14 protein-coding genes are annotated in these 14,423 nt (G+C 40.5%); 4 read left to right on the top strand and 10 right to left on the bottom strand.

What is annotated here, in order from left to right:
* Positions 1–102: 102 nt before the first annotated feature.
* From JXR81_10530 to JXR81_10505, 6 genes are all read right to left on the bottom strand, one after another.
* Positions 103–648 carry a hypothetical protein gene (locus JXR81_10530; GenBank protein ID MBN2755277.1) on the bottom strand — a complete coding sequence of 182 codons (546 nt, stop codon included), beginning with the start codon at positions 646–648 and terminating at the stop codon, positions 103–105.
* A gap of 106 nt (positions 649–754) precedes the next feature.
* Entirely contained in the window at positions 755–1,540 is a 786-nt protein-coding gene (locus JXR81_10525; GenBank protein ID MBN2755276.1) for a hypothetical protein, read from the bottom strand.
* A 192-nt stretch (positions 1,541–1,732) separates the two neighbouring features.
* A complete protein-coding gene (locus tag JXR81_10520; protein MBN2755275.1) occupies positions 1,733–2,473 on the bottom strand; it encodes a CIA30 family protein in 741 nt (246 codons plus the stop codon).
* 222 nt (positions 2,474–2,695) lie between these two features.
* Positions 2,696–3,217 (bottom strand): hypothetical protein, encoded by a 522-nt coding sequence (locus tag JXR81_10515; protein ID MBN2755274.1) that lies wholly within the window; start codon positions 3,215–3,217, stop codon positions 2,696–2,698.
* A gap of 435 nt (positions 3,218–3,652) precedes the next feature.
* Positions 3,653–4,213 carry a hypothetical protein gene (locus JXR81_10510; protein ID MBN2755273.1) on the bottom strand — a complete coding sequence of 187 codons (561 nt, stop codon included), beginning with the start codon at positions 4,211–4,213 and terminating at the stop codon, positions 3,653–3,655.
* A gap of 372 nt (positions 4,214–4,585) precedes the next feature.
* On the bottom strand, positions 4,586–5,779 hold the full coding sequence (locus JXR81_10505; GenBank protein MBN2755272.1) for a hypothetical protein: 1,194 nt from the start codon (positions 5,777–5,779) through the stop codon (positions 4,586–4,588).
* Between the two features lie 154 nt (positions 5,780–5,933).
* Here JXR81_10505 and JXR81_10500 point away from each other — a divergent pair, with 154 nt between their 5' ends.
* Entirely contained in the window at positions 5,934–7,265 is a 1,332-nt protein-coding gene (locus JXR81_10500; GenBank protein ID MBN2755271.1) for a hypothetical protein, read from the top strand.
* Between the two features lie 173 nt (positions 7,266–7,438).
* Here the strand turns inward: JXR81_10500 and JXR81_10495 are convergent, their stop codons facing one another.
* Positions 7,439–8,596, bottom strand: coding sequence for a Fic family protein (locus tag JXR81_10495; protein ID MBN2755270.1), 1,158 nt, complete (start codon positions 8,594–8,596; stop codon positions 7,439–7,441).
* Between the two features lie 307 nt (positions 8,597–8,903).
* On the opposite strand from JXR81_10495, the gene JXR81_10490 reads away from it, so the two are divergent.
* The 3 genes from JXR81_10490 to JXR81_10480 all read left to right on the top strand — a co-directional run bounded on the left by JXR81_10490 (position 8,904) and on the right by JXR81_10480 (position 11,078).
* Complete coding sequence (locus JXR81_10490; GenBank protein MBN2755269.1) at positions 8,904–9,812, top strand: VOC family protein; 909 nt, start codon at positions 8,904–8,906, stop codon at positions 9,810–9,812.
* A gap of 13 nt (positions 9,813–9,825) precedes the next feature.
* Entirely contained in the window at positions 9,826–10,212 is a 387-nt protein-coding gene (locus JXR81_10485) for a DUF1428 domain-containing protein (GenBank protein ID MBN2755268.1), read from the top strand.
* A gap of 398 nt (positions 10,213–10,610) precedes the next feature.
* Positions 10,611–11,078: a hypothetical protein gene (locus JXR81_10480; GenBank protein ID MBN2755267.1), complete on the top strand. Its 468-nt coding sequence runs from the start codon at positions 10,611–10,613 to the stop codon at positions 11,076–11,078.
* A gap of 268 nt (positions 11,079–11,346) precedes the next feature.
* Here JXR81_10480 and JXR81_10475 read toward each other — a convergent pair whose 3' ends face one another.
* The 3 genes from JXR81_10475 to JXR81_10465 form a co-directional block, all read right to left on the bottom strand.
* Positions 11,347–12,006, bottom strand: coding sequence for a hypothetical protein (locus tag JXR81_10475; GenBank protein MBN2755266.1), 660 nt, complete (start codon positions 12,004–12,006; stop codon positions 11,347–11,349).
* A gap of 118 nt (positions 12,007–12,124) precedes the next feature.
* A complete protein-coding gene (locus tag JXR81_10470; GenBank protein ID MBN2755265.1) occupies positions 12,125–13,441 on the bottom strand; it encodes an ATP-binding protein in 1,317 nt (438 codons plus the stop codon).
* 518 nt (positions 13,442–13,959) lie between these two features.
* Positions 13,960–14,253 (bottom strand): hypothetical protein, encoded by a 294-nt coding sequence (locus tag JXR81_10465; protein ID MBN2755264.1) that lies wholly within the window; start codon positions 14,251–14,253, stop codon positions 13,960–13,962.
* Between the last annotated feature and the right edge of the window lie 170 nt (positions 14,254–14,423).

The raw sequence follows: 14,423 nt of genomic DNA, 5'->3' as shown, positions 1-14,423 counted from the left end.
ACCGGGGATTCTTGGCAGGCTGTACTTTGAAAACCGGACATTTCTATTTTGCAGAAAATAGGACATTTCTATTTTGCGTTGACAGACGCGAATTAATTATACTTACCGGCATGACGTGGCATATACTTTTATCCGGCCGGAGTTGTCATTCCACCCTGTCAGTCCGCCCGGCATTCCTAAAGACGCGGCATCAGAGTATAAATAAGAATAATATTTAACTATTCCGGAATCTTCGTTTGATGTGATAGAGACGGTATCGGTAATCGCCACCAACCAGTACGTGGAACCCGCTGTAAGTGAAACCGGCGATGTTAAGTCCGCTTCGTTCCATCCTGTTGTGCCGGAACGCGCCGCGGTCTGCGCGATTACGGAACCGGGCTGCCCTGCATTATTGTTATAAATCGCAAGTATATAATTTGAATCAGCGCCAAGTTTAATCCCAAGCTTATATACCGTTGTATCAGAAGCAATAACCTGATCCAGCGCAACAAGGTAATCCTCGCTCCAGTCGCCGTTTTCATTGTTTAGTTTATCGCCGATTACAATGCCGCAGGAAGCGCCCGGCGAGGCAGGGCTGTCATCCGCGCACGCGGAAAACATAGCAATAACAAAAACAGAAACAAGAACAAATAAAATAGACTTTTTCATTCAATACCCCCTTTTAATTTTTTTTAATTATACACTGATAACTTGTAATTCCAAAACAAAAAATTCACGCAGGGATAAGCGGCAATATACAGGGCACTTAAACCACTCAGTCAAAATATATATTATCCGCCAGGACATATGTACCGCCCGTGTCCCCGTTGTTATCGGATTTCATTAACACTTTTATATATATGGTCTGAACGTTGCTGAAAACTTCATCCCATGGTTTCAAGCCAGCCTGAGTAAAAGCGTTTAAAGGCGCGGAAAAGTTTCTTATAACTCCGTCCGCGGTGCAGGATATGGTATATTCAACCGCAGAATATGAAATATCAACCGCCCTTATTATATAATAAATTTCTGTCGCGGTACCCGTGTCAAACTCATCCGCCAAAACGGAAAAATGAAGAGTTGAATACGGGGTGAAATCATATCCGTCAGTCGCGTATACCGTATATGTATGTACCCCAAACCCGCAGTCTCCGTAATACTTACTGCCGTCAAAAACATTTGTTACAGCAGTAAAGGTTATTCCAAGGGAATAATTTCCATAAGCCGCGGAGGGCGCGGGTACTATCTCCGAATAATAAACGGCGCCGGTTGTTCCGCCGCCTGTACTCCAGCTGTTCATAAAACTTATATCCGCAAGGTCAGATTCGTAATTATTATCTTCAAAATCATCAATTGCAACGGATAAGGGCAGCGGTGTCACTGTAATTGTGGGGGTAATACTTGCGGTTGTGGTAATTGTTGAAGTAGGCGAAATTGTGGCGGTATCCCCCGGCACAGGCGTGTCAGACGCCGACGGTGACGAACCGGAGTCTTTCCCCGAACATCCGATAATAACGGCCGTAACAATAAGAGTTAAAAGAAGAAAAAAATACATTTTTTTCATAATTCACCTTCCCAGTGTATTTGCAGCCTTATAAAAAATATAATAAACCAACTGTAAAAATTTTCAACAATAATTATTAACCCAAGGGTATGGGCGGAAGCAGCCACTGCCTGCTGCCCGCAAAAGCCAAACGCCCTGTCCGGGGCTAATACCCGGACAGGGCGTTTGAATAAAAGTTATATTCATAATCTGTTAATACACTGTCACATCATCAACGTAGATAATCTGCGACCAGGAGCTTGGCGGTATTCCTGCGGAAGAATAGTGGTATTCTTTATCAAAACCTATTCTTGAAACCTCCTCAAGCACCTGTTCTTTTGTCTGCGCGTGTGACGGGTATCCGGAATCAAAAACATAACCAAGCGTGAAAGATGACCACGGTATTTCATACTGCGCCCATTCCCCGCCTGTTGCAACAGTAACAGACGCCCTGTAACGCGAATAAATTCCATCCGTAATTTCAGAAACAGAACCAATCCAGACGCTTATCCTGTCTTCTGTGTCTGTGGGTTTATAATACGTTTTAAGATGAAAACGCAGCCCTGTTGTATTTGAAAGGTTTCTGCCGGAAGGTAAATCCGTAAACAGCGAGACAAATCCGTAATATCCGGACGGCTGGTCAGCGATAAAAGTATTTATCTGAGAGTATTCGGGATACAACGCCAAAGAACCTGTGGTTGTGCCAAGCGTTGAACCTGATGATATTGATATGGAATTTACCGTATTGCCGCCGCCAAAATCACTGTCATCCATGGATGTCCAATACCCGCCTAATTCGTTGATGGTATCCGAATCTTCAAAATCGTCAATTAACATAGGGGTGGGCGTGCCGGAAACCCCTGTTCCCGGATTTGAAGGCGAAGACTCACTGCAGGAAATAAAAAATATCATCAAAGAAAAACAAGCAATTATTACTGACACAATCTTTTTCATAAACCCTCCCTTTAAATTTTACGAAATAAATTATAACAAAATTTCATTTTGCTTTACAATACGAATATTGGAATAGACCCCATGTTGCATAAATGTTTTTTTAATGTAATATTTCTTTTAGAATTTTATTCACCTGCTGATTTCCACTAAAAAAACTGTTCAATAACCTGTTATTCCGCTTCTTCCCATATGGCAAAGCCGCCTTATGTAAAGGCGCGGCGTTTATTCGCTTCCATAGCACGGGCAGTCGCTGTCGCTGCAGTCATCAAACCCGTCGCAGTCGTTATCCAGCCCGTCATCGCATGTGCTCTCTACCGCCTGGTAAGCGGCGGGATAATTGCACGTCCACCCTCCGGCGCTCATGCATTCCGGTACACCTGCCGCGCAGACCCCCACTGTACCGCAAACATATCCCGGCGCAGTCAGGTTATCGTCTGCGATTCCGCTGCAGTCGTCGTCAATACCATTGCATACCTCAACGTTATCTCCCGTCATATCAGAACATCCGTCGCAGTTCCAGACTCCCTCCTGGCACTGATCAGAATCAGGACCGTCACACGGCATCCCAAGCACAGACTCGTAAGTGCATGTAGTCAGGGTAGGCGTCATGGTCTGTATTGTTGTTTCAGTCATCGTGGCAGTGGTGTCCGCCGCATCATCGGTTTGGGCGGGGTTGGATGATTTTTGTGAATTGCATCCGATAATAATCAGAACAAGAACGCTGATTGCAATTATTTTTTTCATTGTCAGCTCCTTAAGCTATTTTTTATGGATGGATTATATCATTATTATATGAAACAACATAATGAATGTTTATTAATATTTAGGCTTGCAGGCCTGAAGTAACAAGCATACGCGGCGGAAATCCCAGTGTTAAAGTGAATATATAAGAGTTTAAAGCATGGACACCAATAGCAATTCGTCTTATCTAATTTCTATTTTCCACTTTCTTGGCCATGGCAGTTTTTTACTCGATGGCCGTAGGTGCGGCTGCAGCGGAGGTTAAAACGAAATTAAATAATCCTGATGGTCATTTTACATTTGCGCCTTTTTAATCAACCCGCGATAACGGCTTTTACTTTCTACTTTCAGGGTCCGGAACGGCAAATTCATTTTTTTGACATTTTTTCTGTCAAAAGCATAAGTCAAAGCATGGTGTCGGGTTATTTGGTTACTTATTTACCGGCAGGACGTAGCGTAAACTTTTGTCCGGCCGGAGTTGTCATTCCACCCTGTCAAGCTTCCCGGCATTCCTGATGACGCGGCAGTGGTATATAAATAAGATTTATATTTTACAATCCCCGAATCAGTGTTATCAGTTATGGAATCAAAACCAGTTATAGAAACCAGCCAGTATTTGCTTCCGGCGGAAAGTAAAACCGGTGTTGTTACAGCAGCTTCGTTCCAGCCTATTACGCCGGTCTGCGGCGCTGTCTGTGCCAACACTACGCCCGGTTCGCCTGCATTGTCATCATATATGGCAAGTATGTAGTCCGAATCGTATTTAAGCTTTATCCCCAATTTATATACTGTCGTACCAGAAGTTACCACCTGGTCAAGCGCCACAAGGTAATTCCAGCTCCAATAACCGTTATCGTCATCAATTTTATTGCCAATGACTATCTCGCATGGTTCAGCTTCCGCGGCAGGCTTCGGCTCTGCCGGGGTTTTGCCGCCGCACGAGGATAAAACAGCAATAGCAGAGATAAAAGCAAGACCAAACAAAATATTTTTTCTCATTAGATGCCTCCTGTTTTTATTTAAATTATTATACAATAATCCCTTTATATTTTTCTACAGGAATCAATGAGGTCGGGTTTTATTTCTAAAACAAATGCCCTGTATAGGGTTAATACCACGGAGATGGCGTTTGAAATTATAAGTTTTTTTTATAATATTTAATTTCAAAGATAAAAGCTATACACAAGGTCTGACTTGACACCTCCGCCATAGCTGTTTTATTGCCGCGGCGGCCGGGAAAAGATGCAGCTGCCGGAGAGGTTAAAACGAAATATATATAACAACGGCCATTTCACATTTGCCGCCTTTTTAAATCAAGCCTCGATAACTGCTTTTTACTTTCTACTTTCAAGGCCCGGCACAAAAACTTTTTTATTTTTCTTTATCCCTTTGCTTCAATACGTTTTTCAGCAAAGAAGCAAGCCACGAACGGGCGCCGGCGTCCAGATCCTTTTCATTTTTATATGCAAAATAACAGTAATCAAAAACCAAATCATGCCTGCTGCAGTTGCTAAGCAGGGATTTTACCGCGGCGCCAAAGATAGCCCCTTTCATAAGTTCATCTTTATCTTTCCGAGTTGGGTTTGTTATATTTTTGTAATTTTTTACCCTGTCTTCATATTTTCCGTATTCAAGGACTTCAACAAGGCGTTTAATTGGTTTATAATTACCCGTGGCAAAAAACTCCCCCCACAACGCGTCAAGCTGCCCGCCGTCTTCAATACTTTTATAGGGATTTTTTACGTATTCGCCGTCTTTTATCTTTTCGTAAGCTGTTTTTTCATCACCCTTAAGGCCGGCAAAAAAATCTTTAAAATCATAATCCGAATACCTGAAAAGCCACAGCAGGTAGAGTATTGCCTTTAAATCAAGTTTTTTATACTCTTCAAGCGCTATCGGGACTAAAAATTTATTATTATTAAAAACATTCAGGACAAAAGCAAACATTGGTACAAAAGAACTGTCGTTTTCCGATATTGCGCTTTGGGCGTAATATAAATAATTGGCTAACACCTTTCCCGGTTCAGGGGTTTTATAATAATTCATCATCCACTCACCAAGTTCATCATCGCTTTTAACCGGCTCTTCCCCTTTGAATGCAGCAAGCACAAAATCCCCTTCAAGCTTCTTCAGGCTTTTGTCAATTTTATCTTTAAGCACCACTTCCACTTTATATTTTCCAAGGGGTTTGTCGGTTTCAAGATTAATCTTAATATTACCTCGGGCAATGTAAACACCGCCCGGTTTTAATCCCTCTGTTTTTACGGCGGGTATTTCCTTTTCCTGAAAATAAATTTTATTTTCAGGATCCGTAATCTTAATATCATAAATAACATCCATATGCCCGCCTTCATCAGCTTTATAATTGCCAAAGACTACATTTATAAAGAAAAACTCATCCTGATAAACTTTGCCTGTTGTCGCGATGTAGGGGGCGTTTTCATAAACTGTCCTATACCAGTTATCTTCCAGATTAAAGTTTTTGTGGATCAGCAGCATCCCGTCAATTGCAAAAAGATTTAAAACAGACAGCACAAACCACGCCGATAATATGTATTTTTTCATAAACCCTCCTGAGATTTAAAAACAATTTATTATATTCCCTGACGCTTGACCCTGTCAACCGAATACGCTTTTAAGTATTTCGTATTGACACTTTGTCCTTTTTACCGGAAAATATACCAACTTATCATAATAAACTGTACCGGGGAGGGATTTAATGGAAAACGCAAAAAAAGTTTCATTTACAGAAAGTGTTAAGGAAGGGGCGCAGCTATACTTTAACAATCTGGCTTTAATTATAATTATTGACCTTATTTCGCTTATACCCTACGTAATCACTTACTACCTTGCTGCCACGGGAAAAGCAAGCGGTTCTTTTATTTTTCCCGCTATGCTTATCGCCGCGTTTCTTATGCTGGTAAACAACGGCGCGCTATACACGTTATTTCATAAATCTTATAACGGCGTTAAAATAAGTTTTTCAGAGGCTTTTATGGCCGGCGTTAAAGTAAGCGGAAAACTGTTATTGGTGGGATTTCTTATAAACGCGGCAATCATAGCCGGTTCTTTGCTGTTAATAATCCCCGGTATAATATTGGCTTTTAAATACTGGTTTGCCGTCATCGCGGTTATCGTGGAAGATAAAGAAATAGGGCCTTTGAAACTTAGTTCGCATCTGTCAAAAGGAAACGCCGGAATTATTTTCTTAACCATGCTGCTTTTACTCCTTGCGTCCGTTTTCACGCCTTTTATTTACAGGTTAGCGCCTGTCAACGCGTTTTTATTCTTCCCTTTAATGATAATTGTCAATCTTTTAAGCACCATAGTCCAGTCAATACAATACGTGACTTACGCGAAAATACGCGTGTCCAAAGCCGATGAAATATCACCTGATAAATTAAAGGCAATGGACTCCGGCGCGGGCTGCGCGATTACCGCCGGGTTAATAATTTTTTTAACAGCCGCCGGAATAATTGCAGCAGTATTTGTCACAAAATCAATCGGTTTTAACAAAATTCTAAAAGCCATTTACGGCAACACCGCGGTTTTATCAGAGGATATCAATCTGCAAATGAACGAAAACTGGTATTTTATCAAGCTGCCTCCGGGCCATTACAGTTACACTGTAATCAGGCATAATGAAACAGGCAAACAAGGAATATACGCGGCAATGATAAGATCTATTGAACTGAGTGAAATTGAAAAAACACTTTTGGAAGATTTCGGAATAATTAATTCGCCTTTAAGGCTGATACAAGCCCTGGAAGCAAGGATAAATAACGGCAATGAAACCAGTTCAATTCCGGCAAAATGGAACCTTGGTGAAAAAATTAAAATATTGCCTGTTACGGTAAACGGCACAAAATGGTCTAAAGCAATAGTTGCAAACGCGGATGAAAGTACAGGGACAAAATGGAATGTGTTCTTTACCGTGGAAAAAGACAGGTTTATCTATCTTTTTTACCGCACCGCGTTTGACAAAACAGATATTAAGACATATACAGAAGATGAAAAAGAACTGTTTTCACTTTTTGAAATAAAGAAATAACTTCGTTATCTTTTAATTACAACCGCCCTGTCCGGGGCCTTACCCCCGGACAGGGCGGTTAATCTAAGGCCCGGCTGTGTTTTGAAACATAAGTCCGCATTTCGTTATATTTTATCAGTGCTTTTTCTATCAAATCCATGAGTCAAGGCGTGGTATCGGGTTATTTTATGTATTTACTGACCCTCTGTGCCTTTCTTTATTTTCTCCACATAATCCGTAAAAATGTATTCTTTCCATCTTTTTTTACCTGTGTATTCCTTTAAAACGCCTTGTTTCTCAAATATTCCGATTAAATTAAAAGCAGTCTGCCTTGAAACTTTCAGATATTCGGATATTTTTTTATTATTAACAAAAGGGTTATGAAAAATGTAATTTATCAGTTTTACGGCGTAAATTGAAGAAGAACTGTATTTTTCCACAAGGCTTTCCTTTAACGCAATTACATCCCTGGCGGTTGACGCGGCGTCCCTGCTTACTTCTATTACACCGGCCAGAAAAAACTTTATCCACCCTTCAACGTCATCATTCATTCTTACATTATTAAGCCTGTCATAATATTCCTGCCTGTTTTTTTTAAAATAGTAGCTTAGATACAAAACCGGTGAAGCAAGGATATTTTTCCATAAAAGATAGAACGTAATTAAAAGCCTGCCCACCCTGCCGTTTCCGTCAAGAAAAGGATGAATAGTTTCAAACTGGTAATGAATAAGCGCTATTTTTTCAAGCGGCGGTATTTTATCATCGGCATACAGATATTTTTCTATATCCCCCATAAGTGCAATAATTTCAGCAGCCGGAGGCGGAATAAATGCCGCAGTTTCTATTGTGGAACCCTGCGGGCCTATCCAGTTCTGGCTTTCCCTGAATTCACCGGGTGTTTTATTATTGCCCCTTGTATCAGTCAGCAGAATATTATGTATTTCCCTGATTAAACGCATGGACATGGGAAAGTCCTGAAGGCGTTTAATTCCATAATTCATTGCTTTCTGATAATTTATGACTTCTTTAATATCCTGCATATCATTAATTTTTTCACCTTTATGCGACAGGTCAGCTTCAAATTCAAGAACTCCCTGAAGTGATGCCTGCGTGCCTTCTATCTGAGAACTTAACAATGCCTCTTTTTTTACGTACATAAAAATAAATATATCAAGGTCAGGCAGTATCTGCGTCATTCCGTCAAGCCGCGCAAGGCTGCGGTCTGCCTCTGATAATAGCGATACTAATTCATCATCTCTGTTAATTCTAAATTTACCCGACGATAACAACTCCGGAATAAAAGCCTTAAATCCGGAAGTTTGACTTACATACCGCCCTGCTCTTGTGTTCATATTTAACTCCTTATTCAAGTAAGGTTTATTTAAATTAGCTTTTTTTAAATTAAGTAAACTTAAGTTTACTTAATTATATCAATATGCAGCTTTTTAGTCAAATTATATTGAATTAAAACTGTAATCATAGGTTTAAGTAAACTTTACTTTACATAAATGTTTGTTAAAACGACTCTTTACCAATAATTGAACTGATTATAACGAATTTATGTGTGAAAACGCATTTTTAGTCCGTCCCCTATTTTTTTCTTTATATGGTATAATTTTATATATTGCATTGCCGATATCATTTTTTAAGGGGGATAACATGCAAAAAATTGTGCCACATCTCTGGTATGACAAAGAGGCGGTTGAAGCTGCCGGTTTTTACGCTTCATTCTTCCCTTCTTCAAAGGTAAAGTTCACATCCAAAATGCGCGGTACACCTTCGGGAGAAGTTGATATTGTCGGATTCACCATCATGGGTTACGAATTTCAGGCAATCAGCGCCGGCCCTTATTTCAAATTCAACCCTCCTATCTCTGTTATGGTAAATTTTGACCCGTCACAGGACAAAGACGCGCTCAAAAGGATTGACGAAGTTTGGGAAAAACTGCTGCCCGGCGGCACGGTTATGATGCCCCTGGATAAATACCCCTTCAGCGGACGTTACGGCTGGATACAGGACAAATACGGGCTTTCATGGCAGCTTATCTACACCAATCCGGAAGGAGAAAAAAGGCCTTTTATAATTCCGGCCATGCTGTTTGTCACTCCAGGGTGCGATAAAGCGGAAGAGGCCACGGATTTCTATATCTCTGTATTTAAAAACTCCAAACGCGGCACACTTTCCCGCTATCCTGCAGGCATGGCTCCAAACAAAGAGGGTTCGGTGGCGTTTACGGACTTTAAGCTTGGCAATCAGTGGTTTGTCGCAATGGACGGCAGCAGCGAAATGCACAAGTTCGCGTTTAACGAAGCAGTTTCACTTATGATTATGTGTAAAGACCAGGCAGAGATAGATTACTACTGGGAGAAACTTTCAGCAGTCCCCGAAGCAGAGCAGTGCGGCTGGCTTAAGGATAAATACGGCGTTTCGTGGCAGATAGTGCCGGCAGAGATGGATGAAATGATGCGCAAAGGCACGCCTGAACAGACAGACAGGGTGACCAAAGCTTTCCTTCCCATGAAAAAAATGGTCATATCGGAACTAAAAAAAGCCTACAAAGGCAGATAAAGGAGCGGCGATTATGGCAAAATATGTGGACGGATTTGTTTTTACTGTACCGAAAGACCGCGTTGAAGATTACAAAAAGATGGCCGAAGAAGGCAGGGACACGTGGATGAAGCACGGCGCGCTTTCCTATTTTGAATGCGAAGGCGATGATTTGGCTTTAAAGGACAACGGCGAAGGAAAACGTCTTGAATTCACGGAACTTACAAAAGCAGGCCCGGACGATACCGTATGGTTTTCATTTATTGTATTTGAATCAAAAGCACACCGCGACGAAGTGAATAAGAAAGTAATGGCGGAGATGGATGAAAAATATAGTGATATAACAGATTTTTCAATGCCGTTTGACCCCAACAAGCTTGCCTACGGCGGCTTTTCAGTCGCGGTAGAAGGCCGCCGCTGAAAATCCGTTAATGTAGAGGCGTAACATGTTACGCCTCGCCTTTGTAATCGATTTTATTTTTTCGGGGTTGAATTGTGATTTTGTTTTTTTAAAAGCAAACACAAAAAACGTAATTCAAAAACAAGACGCAACATGTTGCGTCTCTACTTTAAACTGCAAAAAAACTAAAAACGCATACATAAAAACCTGACTTAAGAAGCGCGGTGTTACTTTTTATTACTTTCTGTTTTCAAACCCCGGCACAAAAGTTTTTTAAACATAAAAGCTATGCGCGAGGGGTGACCACCTGCCTGTTTTACCGGCCAGGATTATGTCTGCCGCCCAAAAATTCTTCGCAACTTTATTTAATATGTTGTGTCATAAGATTAATGAATAAAATAATTTTTAGGGGGTCTGTTATGAAAAAGTACATGTTAATCATGATTCTTCCGGTGTTTTTCTTTATTGGCTGCGAGCATCAATCACCCACTTCTGCATCTGAACCTCAACTCGCGACATTGCAGGCTTCCTTTATATCGTCATGCGATACAACTTACACTCCTTTAATGCACCCCGGTCTTGAAACAATTTCAGCATCAGTTTCCGAGAATTCCATTACTATTAACCACGCATATTATGATGGAGAATGCACTCACCTGGGATTTATTACATATATTGAACAGAACGATAACATTATTAACATATTTGAGATTCAGCATCAGGAAACAGACGCGGACGGCAACCTTCTTTCAAGCAGATGCAGATGCTATTACCACATAGAAACACTTCTTACATTCGTGAAGGCTGATGATTATACCATTAACATATACAAAGGCGATCAGTCGGCAAGTTATTTATACGAGACGCTCAACGTTACCGTTAACTGATTTTTTGGCAGCAGCCCTGCTTTAGCGGCTATTTTTTCACATACGGTATTTGTTGATAACCTTTTTATCAATAATATTTCTTTCAGGATTGGCTTTCCTTCACGGGCGCTTGTGTTTTTAATGTTTTACATATCACGCCCGAATGATAATTACCGGACAGTTCTGCAATTTTTATATTTTTAAAACCCGCAAAGTGATTTTAAATTGCGCTTTCAGGGTGCGGTAATTTTTTTAAATATAAACATTATAAGCGGGGCGGGGCACTGACTTAATGGATTTCTTTGATAAGCTTGATGTGCACTTCCGGGCTTCCGGGCGGGCCCTGCGGCCCTTTGTATTTTACCCCTGCGCCGTCCGAAGTCCTAAACCAGAAATCCGCGCTCCAAAACGCGGATAAAAAACCCGCCATTCTCATTTCCACTTTTACTGTTTCCGTCGGTTTTCCAAGGACATCAATTATTTCGTTTCCTTTATTCTCCAGCCTCATGTTAAAAACTTCAAAATCAAAAGGCCTTACCATGGCAAACTCCATTGATTTTTCCTGAGACAGCGCGAATTTTCCGCCCTGGATAAATACATATTGATAGACAGGTTTGCCCTCTTCAGACTTAACCGTCTTGCTTATACTGTTTCCTTTAAAAACCCCATAGGAAAAAATATCATTTCCCATTCTTTCCGATTTCATATGAATATTGTTTTTATCGTCATCTATTGTAAAACGTAAAGTCTGTCCGTCAGGGCTGTTTACGGCGGTAGATGTTACACCGTCAACATAATTGAATAAATTTGTATTCCCGCCGTTTTCATCTATTACCCAAATACTATTTGATGTTTTTCCCCCAACCGTAACATCAAACAAATATTCATCCGCCGCCTGCAGCAGGGATGCTGCCGCAATCATAATAAATACAAGTAGATATTTTTTCATTATTTAAACCTCCGCCGCTTTTTTAATAATTTTTCTTAGAGTCACGGTCAAAACAAATTTAATACCTGTCTTAATAAAAATAAAAGCTTTAAGCGAGGCCTGCCCCCCGGCCTAATTATTACTTCTGAAGTTTATTAACAATCTGTTCAATCTGCTGTATCATAAATAACGGCAGATTAATAATATCCCCGTCTTTTCTAAAACCCGCCATAGACGTACGCACTGCAGCCGCAGGTTTGTATTTTTCAATGTACGATTTAAGGCTTTTCGCATGCAGATTTTGTTCCGCTTTCGCTTCAACAGGTACTATTATCAGGCCTGTCTGTATTATAAAATCAATCTCCGCTTTGGCACCAACCGGCGCCCAATAATAAATACCATCTATACCGCACGCAATCAGCTGCTGTAGTACATATTGTTCCGTCAGAGCGCCTTTAAATTCAGAATACACTCTGGCACCTTCCAAAAGTGTTTGTTTTCTAAGGCCGCACATGGCCGAAAGAAGCCCTACATCACATATATAAAGTTTAAAAGCCGATATATCTTCATAAACTTTTAACGGAATTTCAGGTTTTTTAACCTTTGCAACACGGCTTACCATGCCGCAGTCTTTTAGCCAGGCAATAGACATCTCGTAATCTTTTGCCCTTGCACCTTCTTTTATCACACCATAAATAAATTTATGATTTATCTTCGACAGCTGCGATGGTATGGAATTCCACAGCATATTTGTCCTCACCGCTGTTTCAGGAGCCATATGTTTTGAAAAATCATTTTCATAAGCCCTTAAAATGTTCATCTGAACTTCACGCGCGCCGTCATAATCCCGGTTTTCCGCGAATTCAGATACAACTCCCGGCATTCCGCCGATAAAATAATAGTTTTTAAGGCATTCCATATATTTACTTTTAAAAACTTCAGCCAGTTTATAGTCTTCAGATTTCAGCGTTTCAACAAGCCCCGTTTCCCCCATCGCTTCAAGATATTCAAAAAAGGACAACGGATGTATATTAAGGAATTCCGCGTTTCCAACCGGAAAAGAAGTACCCTGATGAAGCGCGACTCCAAGCAGGCTGCCGGCGGCTATTATGTAAAGTTCAGGATTATTTTCATTAAAATATTTAAGTGAAGTAAGAGCTCTTGGCACTTCCTGAATTTCATCAAATATCAAAAGCGTTTCTTCCGGGACTATTTTAATCCCTGTTTCAAGCTGTATCCCGTTAATAAGCGTTTTAGTCTCCAGCGAGCTTTCAAATAATTCTTTCATCCGCGGGTTTGAATCAAAATTTATATACGCCGTATTCTTAAAGTTCAGTTTTCCAAACTCTTTCATAAGCCAGGTTTTTCCAACCTGCCTTACCCCGCTAAGAATTAAAGGCATCCTGTTTTTCTTATTTTTCCACTTAATCAGCGATTCCATAACGTATCTTTTCATAATAACCACCTTTCTACTTAATTTTTTCTTATTATATCAATTAAAAATGTAAATTTCAAGGCAATTTCCTTAAAATATCACTTTTTGGGACGAATTTTAGTAATATACATACACTATTTAGGACGAATTAATGCTATCAAAGCATACTTTTTAGTACGAGTTATATTAATACCTTTAAAATAAGATGTTTTTATGATATTTGATGCGATTAACGTATTGAAGCGTAGATGCTTAGAGGCTTGTTTTGCCCTAGTAGGCGCGTCCCTTTAGAGCGCGGTTGAAGCAAGGACAGCATTAGCAATTCGTCTTATCTAATTTCTAATTTCGATTTTCTACTTTCTCGTCCATAGCAGTTTTTTACTCGATGGCCGTAGGTGCGGCTGCCGGAAAAGTTAAAACGAAATGCATATAATCCGAATAATTATTTTGGCTTGTCAGACGCGGGTCTTCAGCCCAAGGTTTTCCTCCGGGGCTTAACAGAGCGGATACAAGTACATTAGTATCAATTACCGCCTTTATCATTTAATTTTTTTACGGGCGCTTCTTTTATCCGCCCTGTATTCTTGAATTTCCTTAAGCCCTTCTTTTTCCCCGATACCCCCGTGCGCACCCTTTTTCTGCATTCTTCCAAACGCTGCCGCAGCTTTGATTCTCATAGCCTCATTTACCACAAACTCAAAATTATCCTCATTAATGGGCAGCATATAGGCTATGGGTTTTCCGTTCAGGGTTAAAACGCTGTCTTCTCTGCTCATTATCTGCCTTGTTTTTTTATTTTTCACGGCCAGATCCCGTACTGTTATGAACTTCATCTGCAGCCTCCTTCGGTTCGTTATTTACCTGTTGTGATAAAAGTATAACATATGTTTGACAGTTATACAACAATTTTACCGGAGGTGTCAACGCAAAATAGAAATGTCCTATTTTCTGCAAAATAGAAATGTCCGGTTTTCAAAGTACAGCCTGCCAAGAATCCCCGGTT

Source organism: Candidatus Goldiibacteriota bacterium (assembly GCA_016937715.1).
In the GTDB taxonomy this organism is placed as follows: domain Bacteria; phylum Oederibacteriota; class PGYV01; order PGYV01; family PGYV01; genus PGYV01.
The sequence above is the reverse complement of the archived record's forward strand: the minus strand, read 5'-3'. Positions and strand labels throughout refer to the sequence as shown.

Bases quoted from the DNA above. Each gene is read 5' to 3' on its own strand.
- JXR81_10530 (MBN2755277.1), bottom strand. From the start codon at position 648: ATGAAAAAGTCTATTTTATTTGTTCTTGTTTCTGTTTTTGTTATTGCT.
- JXR81_10525 (MBN2755276.1), bottom strand. From the start codon at position 1,540: ATGAAAAAAATGTATTTTTTTCTTCTTTTAACTCTTATTGTTACGGCC.
- JXR81_10520 (MBN2755275.1), bottom strand. From the start codon at position 2,473: ATGAAAAAGATTGTGTCAGTAATAATTGCTTGTTTTTCTTTGATGATA.
- JXR81_10515 (MBN2755274.1), bottom strand. From the start codon at position 3,217: ATGAAAAAAATAATTGCAATCAGCGTTCTTGTTCTGATTATTATCGGA.
- JXR81_10510 (MBN2755273.1), bottom strand. From the start codon at position 4,213: ATGAGAAAAAATATTTTGTTTGGTCTTGCTTTTATCTCTGCTATTGCT.
- JXR81_10505 (MBN2755272.1), bottom strand. From the start codon at position 5,779: ATGAAAAAATACATATTATCGGCGTGGTTTGTGCTGTCTGTTTTAAAT.
- JXR81_10500 (MBN2755271.1), top strand. From the start codon at position 5,934: ATGGAAAACGCAAAAAAAGTTTCATTTACAGAAAGTGTTAAGGAAGGG.
- JXR81_10495 (MBN2755270.1), bottom strand. From the start codon at position 8,596: ATGAACACAAGAGCAGGGCGGTATGTAAGTCAAACTTCCGGATTTAAG.
- JXR81_10490 (MBN2755269.1), top strand. From the start codon at position 8,904: ATGCAAAAAATTGTGCCACATCTCTGGTATGACAAAGAGGCGGTTGAA.
- JXR81_10485 (MBN2755268.1), top strand. From the start codon at position 9,826: ATGGCAAAATATGTGGACGGATTTGTTTTTACTGTACCGAAAGACCGC.
- JXR81_10480 (MBN2755267.1), top strand. From the start codon at position 10,611: ATGAAAAAGTACATGTTAATCATGATTCTTCCGGTGTTTTTCTTTATT.
- JXR81_10475 (MBN2755266.1), bottom strand. From the start codon at position 12,006: ATGAAAAAATATCTACTTGTATTTATTATGATTGCGGCAGCATCCCTG.
- JXR81_10470 (MBN2755265.1), bottom strand. From the start codon at position 13,441: ATGAAAAGATACGTTATGGAATCGCTGATTAAGTGGAAAAATAAGAAA.
- JXR81_10465 (MBN2755264.1), bottom strand. From the start codon at position 14,253: ATGAAGTTCATAACAGTACGGGATCTGGCCGTGAAAAATAAAAAAACA.